This is a genomic window from Thermomonas hydrothermalis, from assembly GCF_900129205.1.
Classification (GTDB): domain Bacteria; phylum Pseudomonadota; class Gammaproteobacteria; order Xanthomonadales; family Xanthomonadaceae; genus Thermomonas; species Thermomonas hydrothermalis.
This window is the reverse complement of record NZ_FQUK01000027.1, coordinates 19,685-35,282: the sequence shown is the minus strand read 5'-3', so window position 1 is coordinate 35,282 and position 15,598 is coordinate 19,685. Positions and strand designations below refer to the sequence as shown.

The 15,598-nt window shown below is 68.0% G+C and carries 19 protein-coding genes; 3 read left to right on the top strand and 16 right to left on the bottom strand.

Annotation, left to right across the window (positions count from 1 at the left end):
• The 16 genes from BUA29_RS08495 to BUA29_RS08425 all read right to left on the bottom strand — a co-directional run.
• Positions 1–227: ISL3 family transposase (locus BUA29_RS08495; protein ID WP_033371769.1), on the bottom strand; the 227-nt coding region annotated here is incomplete at its 3' end.
• A gap of 368 nt (positions 228–595) precedes the next feature.
• Positions 596–811: a hypothetical protein gene (locus tag BUA29_RS12030; RefSeq protein WP_143148861.1), complete on the bottom strand. Its 216-nt coding sequence runs from the start codon at positions 809–811 to the stop codon at positions 596–598.
• On the bottom strand, positions 808–2,100 hold the full coding sequence (locus BUA29_RS08490; protein ID WP_072756157.1) for a site-specific DNA-methyltransferase: 1,293 nt from the start codon (positions 2,098–2,100) through the stop codon (positions 808–810). The genes BUA29_RS12030 and BUA29_RS08490 overlap by 4 nt, the downstream gene beginning before the upstream one ends.
• Positions 2,097–3,710: a site-specific DNA-methyltransferase gene (locus BUA29_RS08485; RefSeq protein WP_245770530.1), complete on the bottom strand. Its 1,614-nt coding sequence runs from the start codon at positions 3,708–3,710 to the stop codon at positions 2,097–2,099. The genes BUA29_RS08490 and BUA29_RS08485 overlap by 4 nt, the downstream gene beginning before the upstream one ends.
• Before the next feature lie 240 nt (positions 3,711–3,950).
• The gene (locus BUA29_RS08480) at positions 3,951–4,388 is read right to left on the bottom strand and encodes a DUF6362 family protein (protein WP_072756156.1); all 438 of its coding nucleotides are present in this window, start codon (positions 4,386–4,388) and stop codon (positions 3,951–3,953) included.
• Positions 4,381–4,590: a hypothetical protein gene (locus BUA29_RS08475; protein WP_019562367.1), complete on the bottom strand. Its 210-nt coding sequence runs from the start codon at positions 4,588–4,590 to the stop codon at positions 4,381–4,383. The genes BUA29_RS08480 and BUA29_RS08475 overlap by 8 nt, the downstream gene beginning before the upstream one ends.
• Before the next feature lies 1 nt (position 4,591).
• Complete coding sequence (locus BUA29_RS08470; RefSeq protein WP_072756155.1) at positions 4,592–5,068, bottom strand: crossover junction endodeoxyribonuclease RuvC; 477 nt, start codon at positions 5,066–5,068, stop codon at positions 4,592–4,594.
• A gap of 138 nt (positions 5,069–5,206) precedes the next feature.
• Positions 5,207–7,477 carry a phage/plasmid primase, P4 family gene (locus tag BUA29_RS08465; protein WP_072756154.1) on the bottom strand — a complete coding sequence of 757 codons (2,271 nt, stop codon included), beginning with the start codon at positions 7,475–7,477 and terminating at the stop codon, positions 5,207–5,209.
• Positions 7,474–7,728 carry a hypothetical protein gene (locus BUA29_RS08460; protein WP_033371809.1) on the bottom strand — a complete coding sequence of 85 codons (255 nt, stop codon included), beginning with the start codon at positions 7,726–7,728 and terminating at the stop codon, positions 7,474–7,476. Before BUA29_RS08460 ends, BUA29_RS08465 begins: the two co-directional genes overlap by 4 nt.
• Positions 7,725–8,471: a PD-(D/E)XK nuclease family protein gene (locus BUA29_RS08455; RefSeq protein ID WP_072756153.1), complete on the bottom strand. Its 747-nt coding sequence runs from the start codon at positions 8,469–8,471 to the stop codon at positions 7,725–7,727. The genes BUA29_RS08460 and BUA29_RS08455 overlap by 4 nt, the downstream gene beginning before the upstream one ends.
• The gene (locus BUA29_RS08450) at positions 8,468–8,989 is read right to left on the bottom strand and encodes a DUF6511 domain-containing protein (RefSeq protein ID WP_072756152.1); all 522 of its coding nucleotides are present in this window, start codon (positions 8,987–8,989) and stop codon (positions 8,468–8,470) included. The genes BUA29_RS08455 and BUA29_RS08450 overlap by 4 nt, the downstream gene beginning before the upstream one ends.
• 63 nt (positions 8,990–9,052) lie before the next feature.
• The gene (locus tag BUA29_RS08445; protein ID WP_072756151.1) at positions 9,053–9,679 is read right to left on the bottom strand and encodes a hypothetical protein; all 627 of its coding nucleotides are present in this window, start codon (positions 9,677–9,679) and stop codon (positions 9,053–9,055) included.
• A gap of 3 nt (positions 9,680–9,682) precedes the next feature.
• Positions 9,683–10,513: an ATP-binding protein gene (locus BUA29_RS08440; RefSeq protein WP_072756150.1), complete on the bottom strand. Its 831-nt coding sequence runs from the start codon at positions 10,511–10,513 to the stop codon at positions 9,683–9,685.
• Positions 10,513–11,286, bottom strand: a complete 774-nt coding sequence (locus BUA29_RS08435) for a BRO-N domain-containing protein (RefSeq protein WP_072756149.1) — start codon at positions 11,284–11,286, stop codon at positions 10,513–10,515. The genes BUA29_RS08440 and BUA29_RS08435 overlap by 1 nt, the downstream gene beginning before the upstream one ends.
• Before the next feature lie 3 nt (positions 11,287–11,289).
• A complete protein-coding gene (locus tag BUA29_RS08430) occupies positions 11,290–11,769 on the bottom strand; it encodes a hypothetical protein (RefSeq protein ID WP_072756148.1) in 480 nt (159 codons plus the stop codon).
• 10 nt (positions 11,770–11,779) lie between these two features.
• The gene (locus tag BUA29_RS08425; protein WP_072756147.1) at positions 11,780–12,043 is read right to left on the bottom strand and encodes a MerR family transcriptional regulator; all 264 of its coding nucleotides are present in this window, start codon (positions 12,041–12,043) and stop codon (positions 11,780–11,782) included.
• Positions 12,044–12,269: 226 nt separating this feature from the next.
• Between BUA29_RS08425 and BUA29_RS08420 the strand changes: the two genes are divergently transcribed.
• From BUA29_RS08420 to BUA29_RS08410, 3 genes are read left to right on the top strand one after another with little or no spacing between them, the layout of a single operon-like run.
• Positions 12,270–12,731 carry a helix-turn-helix domain-containing protein gene (locus BUA29_RS08420; protein WP_004869856.1) on the top strand — a complete coding sequence of 154 codons (462 nt, stop codon included), beginning with the start codon at positions 12,270–12,272 and terminating at the stop codon, positions 12,729–12,731.
• A gap of 4 nt (positions 12,732–12,735) precedes the next feature.
• Positions 12,736–13,308, top strand: coding sequence for a PIN domain-containing protein (locus tag BUA29_RS08415; protein WP_072756146.1), 573 nt, complete (start codon positions 12,736–12,738; stop codon positions 13,306–13,308).
• A gap of 30 nt (positions 13,309–13,338) precedes the next feature.
• Positions 13,339–15,594, top strand: a complete 2,256-nt coding sequence (locus BUA29_RS08410) for a hypothetical protein (RefSeq protein WP_072756145.1) — start codon at positions 13,339–13,341, stop codon at positions 15,592–15,594.
• The last annotated feature ends 4 nt before the right edge of the window (positions 15,595–15,598 follow it).

Below are 15,598 nucleotides of genomic sequence, written 5' to 3'. Positions count from 1 at the left end.
AGCCAGGCCTCGAACTGGAAGAAGTCCAGGTGCCGCCAGGATCGGCGCAGCCGGTCGTGCACCGGTTGCGTGGCCGCACCGCATGCCGGGCAGGCGAGCCTGCTGGTGTGGCAGCCGATCTCGAAGTCGATACGCCGCTTGGCGGTGTCGAGCCTGACGTCATCGACGACCCACGGCGGCTGCAAGCCCAGCGCGCTGGTGAACAGAGCTTCTACGGCAATGCCCATGGACTCATCCTCCTGATCAAACACGCCTCGTGGACATGTGCACAGGCCGGCCAGCGGCCTGCACACATGCCCACCGGGCTCAACAACCAGGGGAGCATTGTGAGTGTTGTGTTCCACACGAAATGACGAAGAGCCACCTGCGCCTGGACCTGATTGCCAGCGCCCAGGCGGAACTGGCCCGCGCGCACGAAGTCGCCCGCGCCGCCAACCAGGAGTAAGCGATGAAGACGCCCACGACCTATCCATGCGCGCGCTGCCAGGGGAAGGGTCGTCTTGCCATTTACGCCAACGTGCTGGGCGGCGTGTGCTTCAAGTGCGGCGGGACAGGCCGACAAAAGACCAGGCCAGCTGCCCCATCGCGCCGTTGGTCAGTGAATGCGATCCGCACCACCGATCATCACGACTGCGTCGTGTTCCACGTCCGGGCAAAGACGGAGAGAGAAGCTCTCAATAAGGCCTCCGCCACCATATCCCGTGCGCGCGAGCAGATTTACGACCCCACGACCATCCGGGTCACGCCCTGGCCCGATTAGATTGAAAAAGCGCTTGGCTTCTCCATCGAACATCCAGCGCGACTGCTTCACAGCGCCTCCTCGGCATCCACATCACTGGCGTCGGCAGCATCGGCTGTGCCGACCAGGTCATCGAAACGGACACCATCCGATTCCCGTACCGCCTGCGCCCCGGCGTACTCCTGCCAGCGGCGAACAATCACGTCGACGTACTTGGGATCGAGCTCGATCAGTCGTGCCTGACGCCCCGACTTCTCAGCGGCGATCAGCGTCGTGCCGGAACCTCCAAAGGGATCAAGCACCACATCGCCGGGCCGACTGGAGTTGCGGATGGCGCGCTCGACCAGCTCCACGGGCTTCATCGTCGGGTGCAGATCGTTGACGCGCGGCTTGTTGAAGTGCCACACATCCCCCTGATCGCGGTCGCCGCACCAGTGACGCTCGCCACCCTCCGGCCAGCCGTAGAGGATCGGCTCGTACTGGCGCTGGTAGTCCGAGCGACCCAGCGTGAAGGTGTTCTTGGCCCAGATGATGAAGGTGGACCAGTGGCCGCCGGCGGTGCGGAAAGCCGCCTGCAGTGTATCCAGTTCGCTGGAGGACATGGCGACGTAGATCGCGCCGCGGGTGTGGGCAACGAGCAGCGACAGCGCGTCGTAGAGGAAATCGTAGAAGCCTTCGCCCAGCGCATCGTTGAGGATGGGGCGGTGTTTGCCGCGCAGCTTGTCCTTCGCGCTGTTGGCGTAGTTCACGTTGTAGGGCGGATCGGTGAACACCATGTCCGCCCGCTCGCCGTCCGGAAACAGGCGCGCATAGGCCTCGGCGGTGGTTGCGTCGCCGCAGACCAGGCGGTGCGGCCCGAGTCGCCAGACGTCGCCCAGCCGGGAGACGGGTTCCTCGGGCACGTCGGGAGCAGCATCCTCGTCGGTGTTGCCCTCGGTGGTGGTCTCCTCACCCGCCATGATCTCCAGCAACTCGTCGGCATCGAAGCCGGTGAGCGCCAAGTCGAAATCGGCCTCCTGCAACTCGGCCAGCTCCAGACGCAGCAGTTCCTCGTCCCATCCGGCGTTCTCGGCGATCTTGTTGTCGGCGATCACCAGCGCCCGACGCTGGGTCGGCGTGAGGTGGTCAAGCACCACGACCGGCACGGTGGTAAGCCCCAGCTTGCGCGCCGCCGCCAAGCGCCCGTGACCGGCCACAATGATGCCGTCGCTGCCCACCAGGATCGGGTTGACGAAGCCAAATTCGGCAATCGATGCGGCAATCTGAGCAATCTGCTCATCCGAGTGCGTGCGCGGGTTGCGGATGTAGGGCAACAGGCGCTCGGTCGGCCAGCGCTCGATTTTGTCGGCGAGCCAGTTCATTTGCGATTGCGCCCCCAGGGTGAATACGGCGGGTCGGCCAATTTCGCCATGCGGTCGTTGAAGACGTCCGACAGGCGTTTCTTGGCGTCGGCATAGGTTGCGGTCACGCCCTCGGGCTCCCGTTCAGCCTTGACCTCGTCCCAGGTCTGGCCGGTGGACTCCAGCACCGGCGTCTGGTCGGGGTGGTTCTTGATCCAGCGGATCACGGCCACGTCGACATACTCTGGCGCAAGCTCCGAGGCCCTGACCCGGCGGCCGCACGCCTCACCCGCCAAGATCGTGGTGCCCGAGCCTGAGAAGGGCTCGAAGACGACGTCGCCCTCGTTCGTGTAAGCCTCCATCACGAACTGCGGCAAGCCGATGGGAAAGACCGCCGGGTGGTCGATCTCTCGTTCTTTGTCGATCGGCCCGCGCTGGCGCGTGATGCTGATGACCGAGTCGGGGATGCGGTAGTCCTGCGTCGGCAGCCCCGCGTGGCACCAGGCGCCGACCTTGCCGTCCTTGCCGCGCATCGCGGTGGACGAACCGTCGGCGCGCAGGTGGGTTTCCTGCCCGGCCCACTTGCACGGCACGATCTTGTTGGGCTTTCGGGCTTCGCGGTTGAAGTGGAAGATGAACTCGTGGCGGGGGGCCAGGCGTCCTACCCAATCCCCCGGCACCGTCACGCCCTGATCCCACACGTACCAGCCAAAGCGCCGCCAGCCTTGCGCGCGCATCCACTCGATCCAGCCGTCCCAGTAGGGCTGCCATTCACCGTCGCGATGCACCAGGCCCAGGTTGACCAGCATCTGGCCGTCGGCGCGCATGATCGGCATGGCCGCGGCAAAGACGCCATGCATGAGCGCATCCCAGTCCGCAATGCCGCCCGTGGTGTAGTTGCGCTGGTTGGCATAGGGCGGGCTGGTAAAGAGCAGCGCCGCACGCTCGCCCGCCATCAAGCGCTCGATGGCGGCGCTGTCGGCCGAGTCGGCGCAGATGAGGCGATGCTCACCCAGCCGCCAGATGTCGCCCGAGCGGCTGATGACGATGCGCGGCACCGTGATGTCGTCCTCGTCCGCGTCGCCTTCCGGCGCACGCTCGTCCTCATCGGCGGACGGTTCCGTCTCCTCGATGTGGTCGAGCAGGCCTTCGATCTCGGAGGCCGAGAAGCCGGTCAGGTCCAGATCGAAGCCGGCGTCGGCCAGTTCGGCGAACTCCAGCGCGAGCATCGCCTCGTCCCAGCCGGCGTCGAGTGCGAGCCGGTTGTCGGCGATCACGTAGGCGCGCTTCTGCGCAGGCGTCAGGTGCGCAAGCTCGATCACCGGCACTTCGGTGAGCCCCAGCTTGCGTGCGGCCAGCAGTCGGCCGTGGCCGGCGATGATGCCGTTTTCGCCATCGACCAGGATCGGGTTGGTCCAGCCGAACTCGGCGATGGTGGCGGCGATGCGCGCGATCTGCTCGTCGCTGTGCGTGCGCGGATTGCGGGCGTAGGGGATCAGCGTATCGACCTTGCGGTACGTGACGGCGAGCGTGTCCAGAATCGGTGCCTCGGAAACGAAGAAGCCCGCCGACGGCGGACCGTGGGCGGGCTTGGGGTGTCGGGGAGAAGGTCTCGGGCTGGAGGGCTGCAAACCGCAAACCCTGCAAACCTCGGTTTGCACCCTGACGGTGGCGAAGCGCCGCGCTCGCGCCCCCCGCATAGCTGGGTGCCCAGGAAGGACCCGTGGATGGCTGGACGGCTTGCTTGACCGTCGCCGCTGTCCAGTCCAGATCTTAGCCGAGATACTACCCTCGGACCGGCGGATTTGTTGCACCTGTGCGCACGCCCGGTTTCGCATCCAACCCCAAACCGCGAGCAACCGAGTGCGGCGTTAATCGGCGTTGCGCATGGCTTTGGGAGTGGTGCTTCGTCCTGCCGCTGCGCTGGCACCTTGTTGCGTGGTGTTTAGGTGGTTCGCGACAGTCTGCAACGCCCGCTGCCACCGCCGCCACGCCGTGGTCCGGTCGCAGCCGAAGCGGGCGCAGATGTCGCGCCAGCGGTGGCGCTCGGCGCGCATCCATACCAGGTGGCGTTCCTCTTCCTCCAGCCACAAGACCCAGCGCATGGTCTCGAGCATGCGCTCGATGGCCTCGGGGCTGGGTGGGAAGCGCCGGATCGTGGGTTCGGCCCCCAGCGTCTCCCAGGGCATGCGGCGGATCGCGGGCCAGGTGTTGAAGTAGCCCTGCACGCGCACGGGCGGCAGGCGGTGGGCGGTGATGGCCGCCTCCCGGAAGCGTTCGTCCACACGCTCGACGGTCCACTCAGCCATGGCGCGCCTCCCGTGCCCCGTAGAGCCGCTCGCCGATTCGGCGGATCAGCTCGCGTTCCATCCAGTCGAGCCGGTCGTCCTCGAGGGAGACGACGAGCAGGCGTTGCTCGCGCCAGCCGCGGCGCTTGACGGCCTCCACGTCCATCGGCTCGGGCTGCAGGCGCCCCAGCGGGCAGCGGTAGCGAGGGGTCGGGATGTCCATCTCACGCCTCCTGTGCCGCGTCGTGATGCTGGATGGCCCAGTGCAGCAGGGCCAGCGCGTCGGCTTCGTTGTCGTCGGTGGGCAGGTAGCCGCGCGCGCGCATGGCCGCCATCATCTCGTCCTTGCTCGCATTGCCCTTACCGGTGACGTGCTTCTTGATCGTGCCCACCGGCACGCCCTGGTAGGGGACGCCGTGGTGCTCGCACCAGGCCGTGAGCGTGGCGAGGAACCCGCCGTAGGCGTGCGCGGCATCGGTGGAGGCGTGGCGGCGCACTTCCTCGAAGTACAAAAACTGAAGTTCAGAAACCGATGTCTGAATTTCAGAAATCCAACGGCCAAAGCGCAGGTAGCGCATGCCGCCGCCTTCGAATCGCTGTGGCTTGAAGGATTGGCTGCCGCTGGTGATGCGGCCGGTGCGGTCGCGCAGCGCCCAGCCGGTGGTGGTGCCCAGGTCGAGGGCCAGAATCGTTGCTGTCATCGTTGCAGTCCTTCGTTCGTGTTCTCATGCCGGTGACCGAAGGTGACCGCCGTGGGGAATATCCCTTCCGCCCGCGCGCGCGTACGCGCGTAAAGAGACTCAATCCTTGGACGGGTCACCTTCGGTCACCGTGGGTGGTCAGTCGTCGCGGTACGGGAGCCGTACGCCGGAGTCCTTGGGCTTGAGCGACAGGCCCGCCAGGGCCTTGACGCCGCCGTGGATGCGCGTGCGCTCGAAGCCGCGGTTGGCCAGTTGCTGCGCGAGCCAGCGGCTCGTGCCCACGTACTCGCCGCGCCGGCCGGCCCAGTCCTGCCAGCGCTGGAACACGTCGGCCACGGCCACGCGGGCCTGCGGGTGGCGCTGGGCCTCCTCGTCCAGGAAGTCGCCGACGGCGTCCTCCTCGTCGAAGTACTCGGCGGTGGCCGACACCACGCTGGCCGGGGGCTGGAGCCCCTCGCGCTGCCAGGCCAGACAGCCCTGCACCGCCCAGGCGAGAATGCCGTCGCGTTCGGCCAGGAGCTTGTCGGTGAGCCCGGCGTCGCGCCGCTCGGGCGGGATGGTCACGGTGAAGGGGATGAGGTGCAGCCGGCGCTTCATCGCCTCGTCCACGTTGCGGATCGCGGGCTTGTGGTTGCCGGCGATGACCAGCTTGAACTGGGGCGTGTACTCGAAGAAGTCCTGGCGCATGAAGCGCGCCGAGACCTTGTCGCCGCCGGTGATCGCCTTGACCTTGGACTCGTTCCAGCGCCGGCCCTGCTCGGTCTCGATGGAGGAGACGAAGCGCGCCCCGCGCAGGCCCGCGAGATCGGTCGGATGCCGGTCGCCGCGCGCCTCCATGAAGGTGTCCATCGGCGCGCTGGTGGCGTAGTCGCCGAGGATCGTGGCCAAGGTGTTCACGAACACCGATTTGCCGTTGGCGCCGGTGCCGTAGAGGAAGAACAGCGCGTGCGCCGCCGTCGAGCCGGTGAGGCAATAGCCCACCATGCGCTGCAGGTAGGCCTGCAGGTCGGCATCGTCCCCGGTGACGTCGGCCAGGAACGCCCGCCAGCGGGGGCAGTCGCCGCGGGGCGTGGCGGTGGCGAGCTTGGTCATGCGGTCGGCGCGGTCGTGGAGGCGCAGCCGCCCGGTGCGCAGGTCGACCACGCCGCCCGGCGTGTTGAGCGCGAACAGATCCGCGTCCCACTCCTGCGAGGTGGAGGCGTGCCGCCGGTCGGTGCGCGCCAGCCGCTCCACGCCGCCGACCGTGCTGCTCGCGGCGAGCTTGGCCGCCAGCCGGTGGGAGTCGGCCTTGAGGGCGGCCTCGCGGCAGATCGCCCGGATGAGGTGGTGCACCAACAGCGTCTCGTCCGCCTGCCAGCGCCGGCCGTCCCACACCAGCCACTTGCCCCAGGCGGCGCAGTAGCGCCAGTCTTCGCTGTAGCGGCTGGTGAAGCTCAGCGCCAGCGCGTCGTCGGTGGCCCAGACGGAAGGCTCCTGCGTGGGCTGCCCAAGTGCTGGCTTGATGCTCATCCGCGGGCCCGAGGCGATGAAGGCGGCGACGTCGAAGCCTTGGGCGACGGCGTCGGCCGCGTCCCACCCCTCGGGCTTGTCGTCGGGCGGCAGCAGCATGTCGCAGGAGGCGGCGCCGGCGGCGAGTGCGGCCTGCGCCGCGGCCATCGCATAGTCCCAGCCGGGTTTGTCGCGGTCGGGCCAGAGGAGGACGGCCTTGCCGGCGAGCGGCGACCAATCGGTCTTGTCCACGGGCGCATTCGCCCCGTGCATCGCGGTGGTGGCCACGATCCCGAGCTCGATCAAGGCCTGGGCGCATTTCTCGCCCTCGACCAGCACGACCTGGGCGGCGTTGTGGATCCCCGGCTGGTTGTACAGCGGCCGCGGCTCGGGCGGTGCCATCTTGCGGCGGCGCGCGTCCCAGGGCCGGAACTCCTTCTTGCGCCCGGGCGGGTCGTAGCGGTAGACGACGGCGATGAGCTGCCCTTGTGCGTCGAGGTAGTCCCACTTGGCGGTGGCCGGGCCGAGGTCGTCGATCGGGGCCTTCTTGGCCGCCTTGCGCGACGGGGCCGTGGGGGCTCGGCCGACGAGGTCCTCGGCCAGATCGAGGACGCGGGCGAAGTCGCCCTGCACGTCCACGCCGTAGTGGCCGCCGATCAGGTGGAACACATCGCCGCCGTCGCCGGTGGCGCGGTCGGTCCAGAGCCCCGCCTTGTCGCCGTCGAGCACGACTTCCAGGCTGTCCCCCGGGCTGCCGAGCACGTCGCCGATGACGAACTTGCCGCGGCGCTTCTTTCCAGCGGGGAACAGGGTGAACAACACCGACTCCAGCCTCGCGAGCAGGGCGGCGCGAATCTCCTCGCGGCGCGCGGTGGGGTCGGCGTCGGCGGGCGGGTCCGGGAGAGCGTTGAAATCGATCATGCACCGCCCTCCTCGCTGCCATCCGACGCGCTGCGGGCCATGGCTCTCGCGTGGTGCGAGGCCCAAACCTGCAGTTCCGACAGCCGGTAGCGCACCAGCCCACCCAGAAGGTAGTGCGGGATGCGGTGCTTGGCGCGCATCATTGGATCGGCGAACCAGTAGTACGGCAGACGCAGGCTGGCCGCGGCTTGCTTGGCGTCGATCATGGGCTCGCCAATCGCGCCCGTCGTCGATACGGATCGGGTCCTCATGCCGCAGCCCTCCAGCACCGGTCCTGCCATGGGCACATCCGGCACTCGACATGGGTGGGATCGGAGAACGAGCGCGGCAGCAGTTCGCCCGCCTCGGTGGCCGTGATGACCTTGACCGCCCGGTCGGACATGCGCTGCGCCAACGCCGCATCGAACGGCACCAGCTCGGCGTGGATCTCCATGGTGTCGGCGTTCACCGCCGTGAACAGGGCCGGGTGCGCGTGCAGTTCGAGATAGGCCTGGTAGAGCGCGACCTGGGCGGCGTAGACGGGCTTGGCGACCGCGAGCCGATGTCTCTCCAACTCGCGCCACGATTTGGCGCCCAGGCACTTGTTCTCCCACAGCGCGGGATAGCCGCTGTCGTGGCCGAGGTCGGGCCCGGCGACGAGCACGCCATCGACGTGGCCCTGCAGGCGCCCGTCCAGCGCCGAGAAGCCGAAGGGCTCGCCCGCGTCGTTACGCGTGCGCAGATCGAAGCCCGCCGCGCGCAGCCATCCGACCATGCAGTCCTCGATCACGTGGCCGCGCTCGAAGACGCGCAGCATCCGACCGTCGGTCTCGCGACCCGGATCGACCGGAGCGTCGGCGACCTCGTACTGCAGCGCGCGCTCGCAGGCGGCCCCGAGGCGCGAGGCGCCCAGGTACGTGCGGCGAGGCTGCGCCGCGCGAGACTGCTGCAGCCCGGCGTCGATCAGCGCCGTGAGCTGACCCGACAGGCTCTTGGAGGCGTTGAAGTCCATCATCGCCGCGCCTCCTTGGGTGCTGCCGTGCGTGCCGTCTGCGCTTGAGCCTTCGGTTCTTCCCACGGCAGATCGTCCTCGAGGTCGGCGAACGGGTCGGACACCGGGTCTTTCAAGCCCCGCACCGGCGGATACTTGGTCGCCTCGTGGTGCTCGACCATCGCGTCCGTGTAGCAGGTGACGATGGCGTCGATCACCTGCATCGCCTCAGCCTCGGAATACTCGCCCAGCGGCTTGGCAAAGCCGATGCTTTCTGCCGCCGCGCCGAAGGCCTTGAGGCACTTCTTCATCGCGGCCAGTTCGACGTCAGACGGGTCGATCATGGCCACCTCCGTCTTGGGCGTGCGTCCTTCCTGCACCCGCAGCCACTGACCGTAGAGCGCGTGAAACGCCTCCTGGCAACGCCGCGAGCAGAACACCCAGTCGATCGGATAGCGCCGGGCGTCGCCCACCGGATGCCGAAGGTCCGAGTGGCCGTAGCCGCGCGCCTGTCGTTTGCAGACCCAGCACTTGCCGCTCATTGCATTCGCTCTCGCCTTCGGCTTCGCGAAACTTCGCTTCGCTCGTTTTCATCGCCCCTCCTCTCACTGCGCCCAGGCGGGCTTGCCCGGCATGGCGGGGCGTTGCGGGTTGACGGGCGGCGTCGTGCGCGGCGGGGTTGCTGCGGCGGGCGCGCCGGTGGAACCACTGCCGGGGTTCTTCGGCGGCAGCCCCATCAGGCGGGCGTAGTCCGGGTGGTCGGGCTCGACGGCGTTTCGGATGACGTTCTTCAACTCGCCGCGGCCGTCCTTCTCGACGTCGATGCGGGCCGCAAACTCGATGCCGTCGAGCTCGTGGAAGCCCTGGATGCGCCGCGCGGCGGCGGCCTGCGGGCTCATGTCCTGCGGATGGACGTTGCGGGCGGAATTGAGCACGGCGCGCACGAAGCTGCGCCCCATCTGGCCCCAAGCCGGGCCCTTCGCGCTGTGCAAGCCGATGTTCGACCACAGCTTGCGCCGGGCGTACTCGCCCTCCAGCACCACGAACTCGGCCGCCAGGTACACCGAGCCGGTCTCGAAGCTCTGCGTGGCGTAGCCCCCGGTCCAGCCCTGGGCCGGGTCATCGAAGCCCCCGGGCTTGAGGGTCATGCGCACGCGGGCGAGCGTGCCCTTGGGGATCAGGTCGAAACTGGGCTGCTGTTCGGCGTCGTTGAAATCGTTCCATGCGGACATGGCTTACTCCTGGGATGCAGTGGGGGATGGCGGGATGCGGGTGGCAGCGGCGCACTTGTCGATCAGCGCGCGCAGGTTCGGCGGCTCCAGCAACTCGAGCTGGCCGCTTCGGTCCTTGGCCGGATAGCCGTAGGGGTTCAGGGTGTGGGTGACGAAGGCGCGGTAGGCGCTGCCGTCCTCGGCCTTGATCTCGGCCAAGGTGACGACTTCATCGACGATGCCGGGCAACTCGGCTGCGGTCTTGGCGCCCTCGATCTGCGGCACGAACACCTTGCGGTTGAAGTCGTCCAGGCGCTCGTCGAGGATGGCCACGAACACGACGTGCTTGCCGCGCGCGTGCTGCAGATGGGTCAGCGCCCCGATCAGTTCCGAGCCGAGCAGGCCGTAGGCGCCCCGGGTGTCGGGCTTGCCGGTGCGCTCGCTGTAGGCCTGCGGCTGGGTCTTGGCCCAGATCAGGGCGAGGCGCGCGAGCACGGTGATCGAGTCGACGAAGTAGGTGTCGTACTTGGCGAGTTGACCGGGATCGCCGTAGCGCTCGCACACGTGCCGGTAGTGCGCCTCGGAGAACGGCGCATCCGCAGGCAGCGCCGGGTTCGGGCCGGCCAGGAACACCACGAGATCGCGGAACTCCGGCCAGGTGGTCGGGCGCACGCAGTCGCCGCGCCAGTCCTTGACGGCCAAGTCGCCAGCCTCGAGGTCGACGAACAGGGTCGAGGCTTCGGGCAGGGTCTTCAACTGGCTGGTCTTGCCGATGCCGCTCTTGCCCAGCAGCACGAGCTTGACGCCCTGCTTCTCGGCGAGGCGCTCATCGGCGGTGATGATGGGAAGGGCCATCACGCCACCTCCTTCAGCACTTCAGCGACGGCGGGGTTCCAGAGGATCTGGTAGCCGCTGTGCCCGTTGCGGGAGTACGGCATCGCCTCGGCCCAGGCCTCGCCGGCCTCGGTCAGTTCCCACTCGTCGCGTTCGTTGCGCAACTGCAGGCCGTGGTGGGCCAGACGCTGGTTGGTGGCCTTGGCCGACAGGCCGAGCAGCCTGCCGAGCTGGGTGGCGTTGAGCGAGCAGATCGCCTCGTTCGCGGCAGTGTCCCTGGCAGGAAGGGCGCGGCGCAGCGTCTCGACCGCCAAGCCCGTGTTCTCCTGGATGCAGGTGAGCGTGGCCGCCATCGCGATGCCGGGTTTGACCCCCGGCACCTTGGCCACGGCCTCGCCGATCAGCAGCAGAGCGGCGACGCGGTCCTGGGTGGGTGCCGGCAGGGTCGGGCGTGCACTTGGCGCCGTGTAGCTGCCCGTCTTGCGGATCGCCGGCAGCACCTCGTGTGTCACCCAGCGCTTGAAGTGCTTGGCCTCGCGCTTGCGGCTACCCAGCACCAGGCTGTAGAGGCCGGGCTCGTTGACGACGTTGACCTGGTCATTGCCGCGCGAGATGCCCTGAATTGAGATCAGGGCTTGCTCGTCAGGGTCCAGTCGCGCCAAGGCGCGGGTGGTGTTCGGCAGTTCAAGAACCGCGCACACATCCGCCGCGACGAACCACGGTTCGCCTTGGGCATCCGTGACGACCCGGACCGGACGGCCTTCGAAATCAAACGGGATCAGTTCGGTGCTCATGGATCACTCCTCCGAGACGAGGGCCAGCCGGAACGTGGGCTTGCCGGGCTTGACGGTGCGGGCGGCCTCGAACCCGGCGCGCAAGGCGGGCGGCCAGTTGTTGAAACGGGACTCGGAAACCGAGTACTCGACGTCCAGGTAGTCCTCGACGCGCTCGCCGGCGGCAACGATGCGCCGGGCAATCGCCGCCAGTTGCGCCTGGTCCCAGGACACGCGCTTCGGGACATCGACCGTGATGCGAAGCAGCCCGTCCTTCAGGTGCACGACGCCGAAGTCCTTGCCCGCCTCGAGGCGTGCGGCGCGGGCCTGCTCGCCGTAGGCGGCCTCCAGCGCAGCGTCGAACTTGGCGCGGGCCTGCTTGAGCCAGGCGAGCGCTTCGTCGAGGTTGCGGCTGATCTCCGCCTTCTGGGCGGGCGGCAGCGCGGCCAGCTGGCCGACGGACATCGCGGCGATGTCGGCGGGGTAGAGAGTGAGGTCGCTCATGGCCGCCCCCTCACTGGTACGCCCGAGCGGACGTCGAGTAGCGCGAGACGCGCCGCTCGAAGGCCTCGACGTCGCTGATCAGGTAGGTGACGCGTGCGCCCAGCTTGCAAAAGACCGGGCCCAGCTGCTCCTGCCGCCAGCGGCGCAGGGTGTGGACGGACAGTCGCCAGCGGGCGGCGAGTTCGAACTCGTTGAGCGCGACCGGCGTCGTGCCTTCGGGTGGTGCCGGATAGAAGTTCCGGGTGGATCGAACAGATGCAGGGTGTTTCTGCATGGCGGGGCTCCTTCTGTTTGGGAGCCCTCATTGAATTGCCCGGCGCTTTGGGCTTGGGCGAGTGCTTTTTAGGCGATCACGGGGCGCGGCCCGACCGGTGGCGAGCCAGGCATGCGCCTTAAGTCTTTGATTTGTATGGTTAGAACAATGTCTTTTCGGTTATTGCGATTTCGTTTGTTTCGTTTACAATGACCCCTATCGCATCCGATCCGACCAGGAGAGCCCCATGACGACCCCCACCATCCCCAATGCGCTGCCCTCGGCCGAGGACGTCGCGCTGGCTCGGGAATCCGGGCGCGTGCTCTCGACGGTGCTGCAAACGCGCGCCGAGACCCAGCAGATCGACTTCCACGACGACAAGGGCGCCGTGCGCTCAGTGACGCTGCCGACGACGGCGCTGCGGTTGCTGCTGGACGTGCTGACCGAGATCGGCCAGGGCAATGCCGTCACCGTCATCCCCATCCACGCCGAACTGACCACGCAGGAAGCGGCCGACCTGCTCAACGTCTCGCGGCCCTTCCTCGTGCAGTTGCTGGAAAAAGGCGAGATCCCGTTCCACAAGATCGGCACGCATCGTCGGGTGCGCTACCAGGACGTGATCGCCTACAAGCACCGGATCGATGCCGAGCGCCGCAAGGCCCTCGACGAACTGGCCGCGCAGGCCCAGGAACTCGGCATGGGGTACTGAGCGGATGAGCTCGCACTTCACCGTCGTCTACGACGCCTGCGTGCTCTATCCCGCGCCCCTGCGCGACCTGCTGATGCATCTGGCGCTGTCGGACCTGTACCGGGCGCGCTGGAGCGACATGATTCACGACGAGTGGATGCGCCACGTGCTGGCCAGCCGTCCCGATCTCTCGGTCGAACAGCTCGAGCGCACGCGGCGGCTGATGAACGCCCACGTCCGCGACTGCCTGGTCACCGGCTTCGAGTACCTGATTGCCTCGATCGAGTTGCCCGACCCCAGCGACCGCCATGTGGTGGCGGCCGCCATCCACGCCGGCGCCAGCCTCATCGTGACCTTCAACCTCAAGGACTTCCCGCCCGAGGCGCTCAAGCCCTACAACCTCGCGGCGCAGCATCCGGACGACTTCATCGTCGATCTGCTGGATCTGCACCCGGCCGGCGTGCTCGAAGCAGTCGCCCGCCACCGCCGCAATCTGAAGAACCCGCCCAAGTCGGCGGACGACTACCTGGACACCCTGCTGGCGCAGGGGCTGACGCAATCGGTGGCGGTGATGCGCCCATGGGTCATGGCCATGTGAGGGACCGCTTCGCGCTGTATCGGAGGGAGCATGGGCAAGAAGACCCTGACCAACGCACATTGTCTGCTGGAACTGACCGAGCAGGCCCCCCCTGCGGTCCTACGCTCGTTTGCCGGTTTACCCGAGTGCCTGGGGCTGCAGCGCGGGTTCGACTGGACGCAGCCCGACGAGGGGCTGAGCGCTGCCCTCATCGAGCACATCAAGCACCTGCGCAAGGAGCAGCGCGATCCGGCCGAGCGCGAAGCCTTGCGGGTGCTGCGCCTGAGCACCGTGCGCGGGGCCGCCATCCTCGCCACCGTCGCCGAGCAGCTCTACGACGAGGACCTGCTCGCACGGTTTCGTGCGCAAGAAGGCGGCGAGGTCGGTCGCGCGGTGTGGATGCGCACGCACAGCGAGGCCTCGATCAAGCTCTTCGACACTGCCGAGTCCATCGTCAACACCCAGGACCTGAAGGGGCTCAAACGCCTGCACGACGCGTTCGACGTGCCTGGCGAGGCGCCGCCCTTCCTGTGGAACGATGAGGTCAAGGACCGGCTGGAAGCGCAACTCACCGAGGCGATGCGGCTGGCCGAGCCCTGCGAGGTCATCCACGTGGCCATGGAGGAGCCGAACCGGCAAGGCCAGACCCAGACGACGCACTACCTCGTGGTGCGTTTCGCCGGCGATCAGGTGGCCGCGGTGGAGATGCGCAACCGCCAGCGCAAGAGCTTCTTCTACTTCCCGGCGCGCGACGCCACCCTCATCTACGCGCCTCATCGTGGGCTCGTCGAAGTCTTTGCCCCGACGCTGGGCACCCGTGCGCCGCTGGCCAACGTGCTGTCCCGGCACGGCTTCAAGGCCCCCTTGTCGAACCGTCCGCTGGACCGCTCGCGCTACGACCTGTCGCGCTTTGCGCGGCCACTGAAGGACACCAAGCCGCGCATCGACGGGGGCCGCATCGAGCGGCTGTATCTGACCGAAGCCAAGGCTTTGCTTGGGCATGCCACGGACGCCGTCACGCTGCACATCGACAGCGGCGCAGAACTGCACGAGGTGATCGACGAGCGCTGGGGCAACCACCCCTTCGCGCAGCCTGGTGCCTTGCTCGGTGTGACCCTGGTGGCCGAACTGGTGTTCGAGGGGGAGACGGCGGCCACCCCGCTGGCCATCGTGCTGGCCGAGCCCGGTCGCTGCAGCCTGGCTGGCGAGAAAGACCAACGCCTGCGCCGCGCCGGGATGCAACTGCTCGAGGCCCTGGGGGTGCGCAAACCGCTGCACCCGGGCTGCGGGCGGGACGATCCGAGTCTGATCGCGCAGGTGGCCCGGCTTCTGGAGAGCGCCAGCAGCCCGATGGACGGCTTCGCACTGCATAAGCTCGGCATCGACATCGAGCGGCTGCAGGACGAAGGCATCCTCATCGAAGGCGAGCGCATCGCCGAGCTGTCGGTCCCCGTCGACGAAGGCGAGCCGATGAAGGTGGTGCTCGAACGCTGCGCCGATGCCGACACCGTGCGCTACCGCGATCCTCTGACGGGCAACGACGTGGTCATGCCGGCCCGTCTCGCCCGGCGCTGGAAGGTGCAGCTGGACTGGTTGCGCGAGGAATTGATCACGGCGCTGGGATCGGCCTTGAAAGGACCCCGCAGTCGGCACTTCGACGACGAGCCGGTGTTCCTTGGCGAGATCGACATCGACGGCCATGCCGTGGCGCTGTACTTCGCCTCCAGGATGTCCCACGAGCGCGCGTACGCGAAAGTCGACGCTGCGCTGAGGCTTCGTCCGCGCCCGGTGGCGGGCGTGGTGTTGACGACGACCTCGACGCCGCTGCCATTCGCCGGCACCAATGTCGTCATTCCCATCGAGGATGTGCTCGCCGATGCGGGCAACGGCAGCGCCATCGACCTGGACCGGCTGAAGGTGGCCTATCGCCACGGGCAACTGGCGGCCATGGGCGGGTCGACGGTGACGCTCAAGGTCGCCCCCGATGGTCACGCGGCGACGCTGTACCTTCCGGGCAAGGCGCCGTGGCGGGTCACGGGCAAAGCAAGGATCGCCGTCTTGCAGCGGCTGGTGGAGGCCTGGGCCGCAGGAACGCCCCACGTCAACACGAAGGCGCTGATGGCCGGCACGGGCTGCACGTCTCCGGCCAACCTCTTCACCGGCAAGCACTCGCCCTGGCGCGACTATCTCGAAAGGGTCCCAGGCACGCGGGCGTGGCAGCTGAAGCTGACCCCACTCGATCGAGTGGTCGTCGATGACAGCGACACGCGCAGCGCTGCGATCGAAGCAGTCACCGAAGACGTCTGACCGC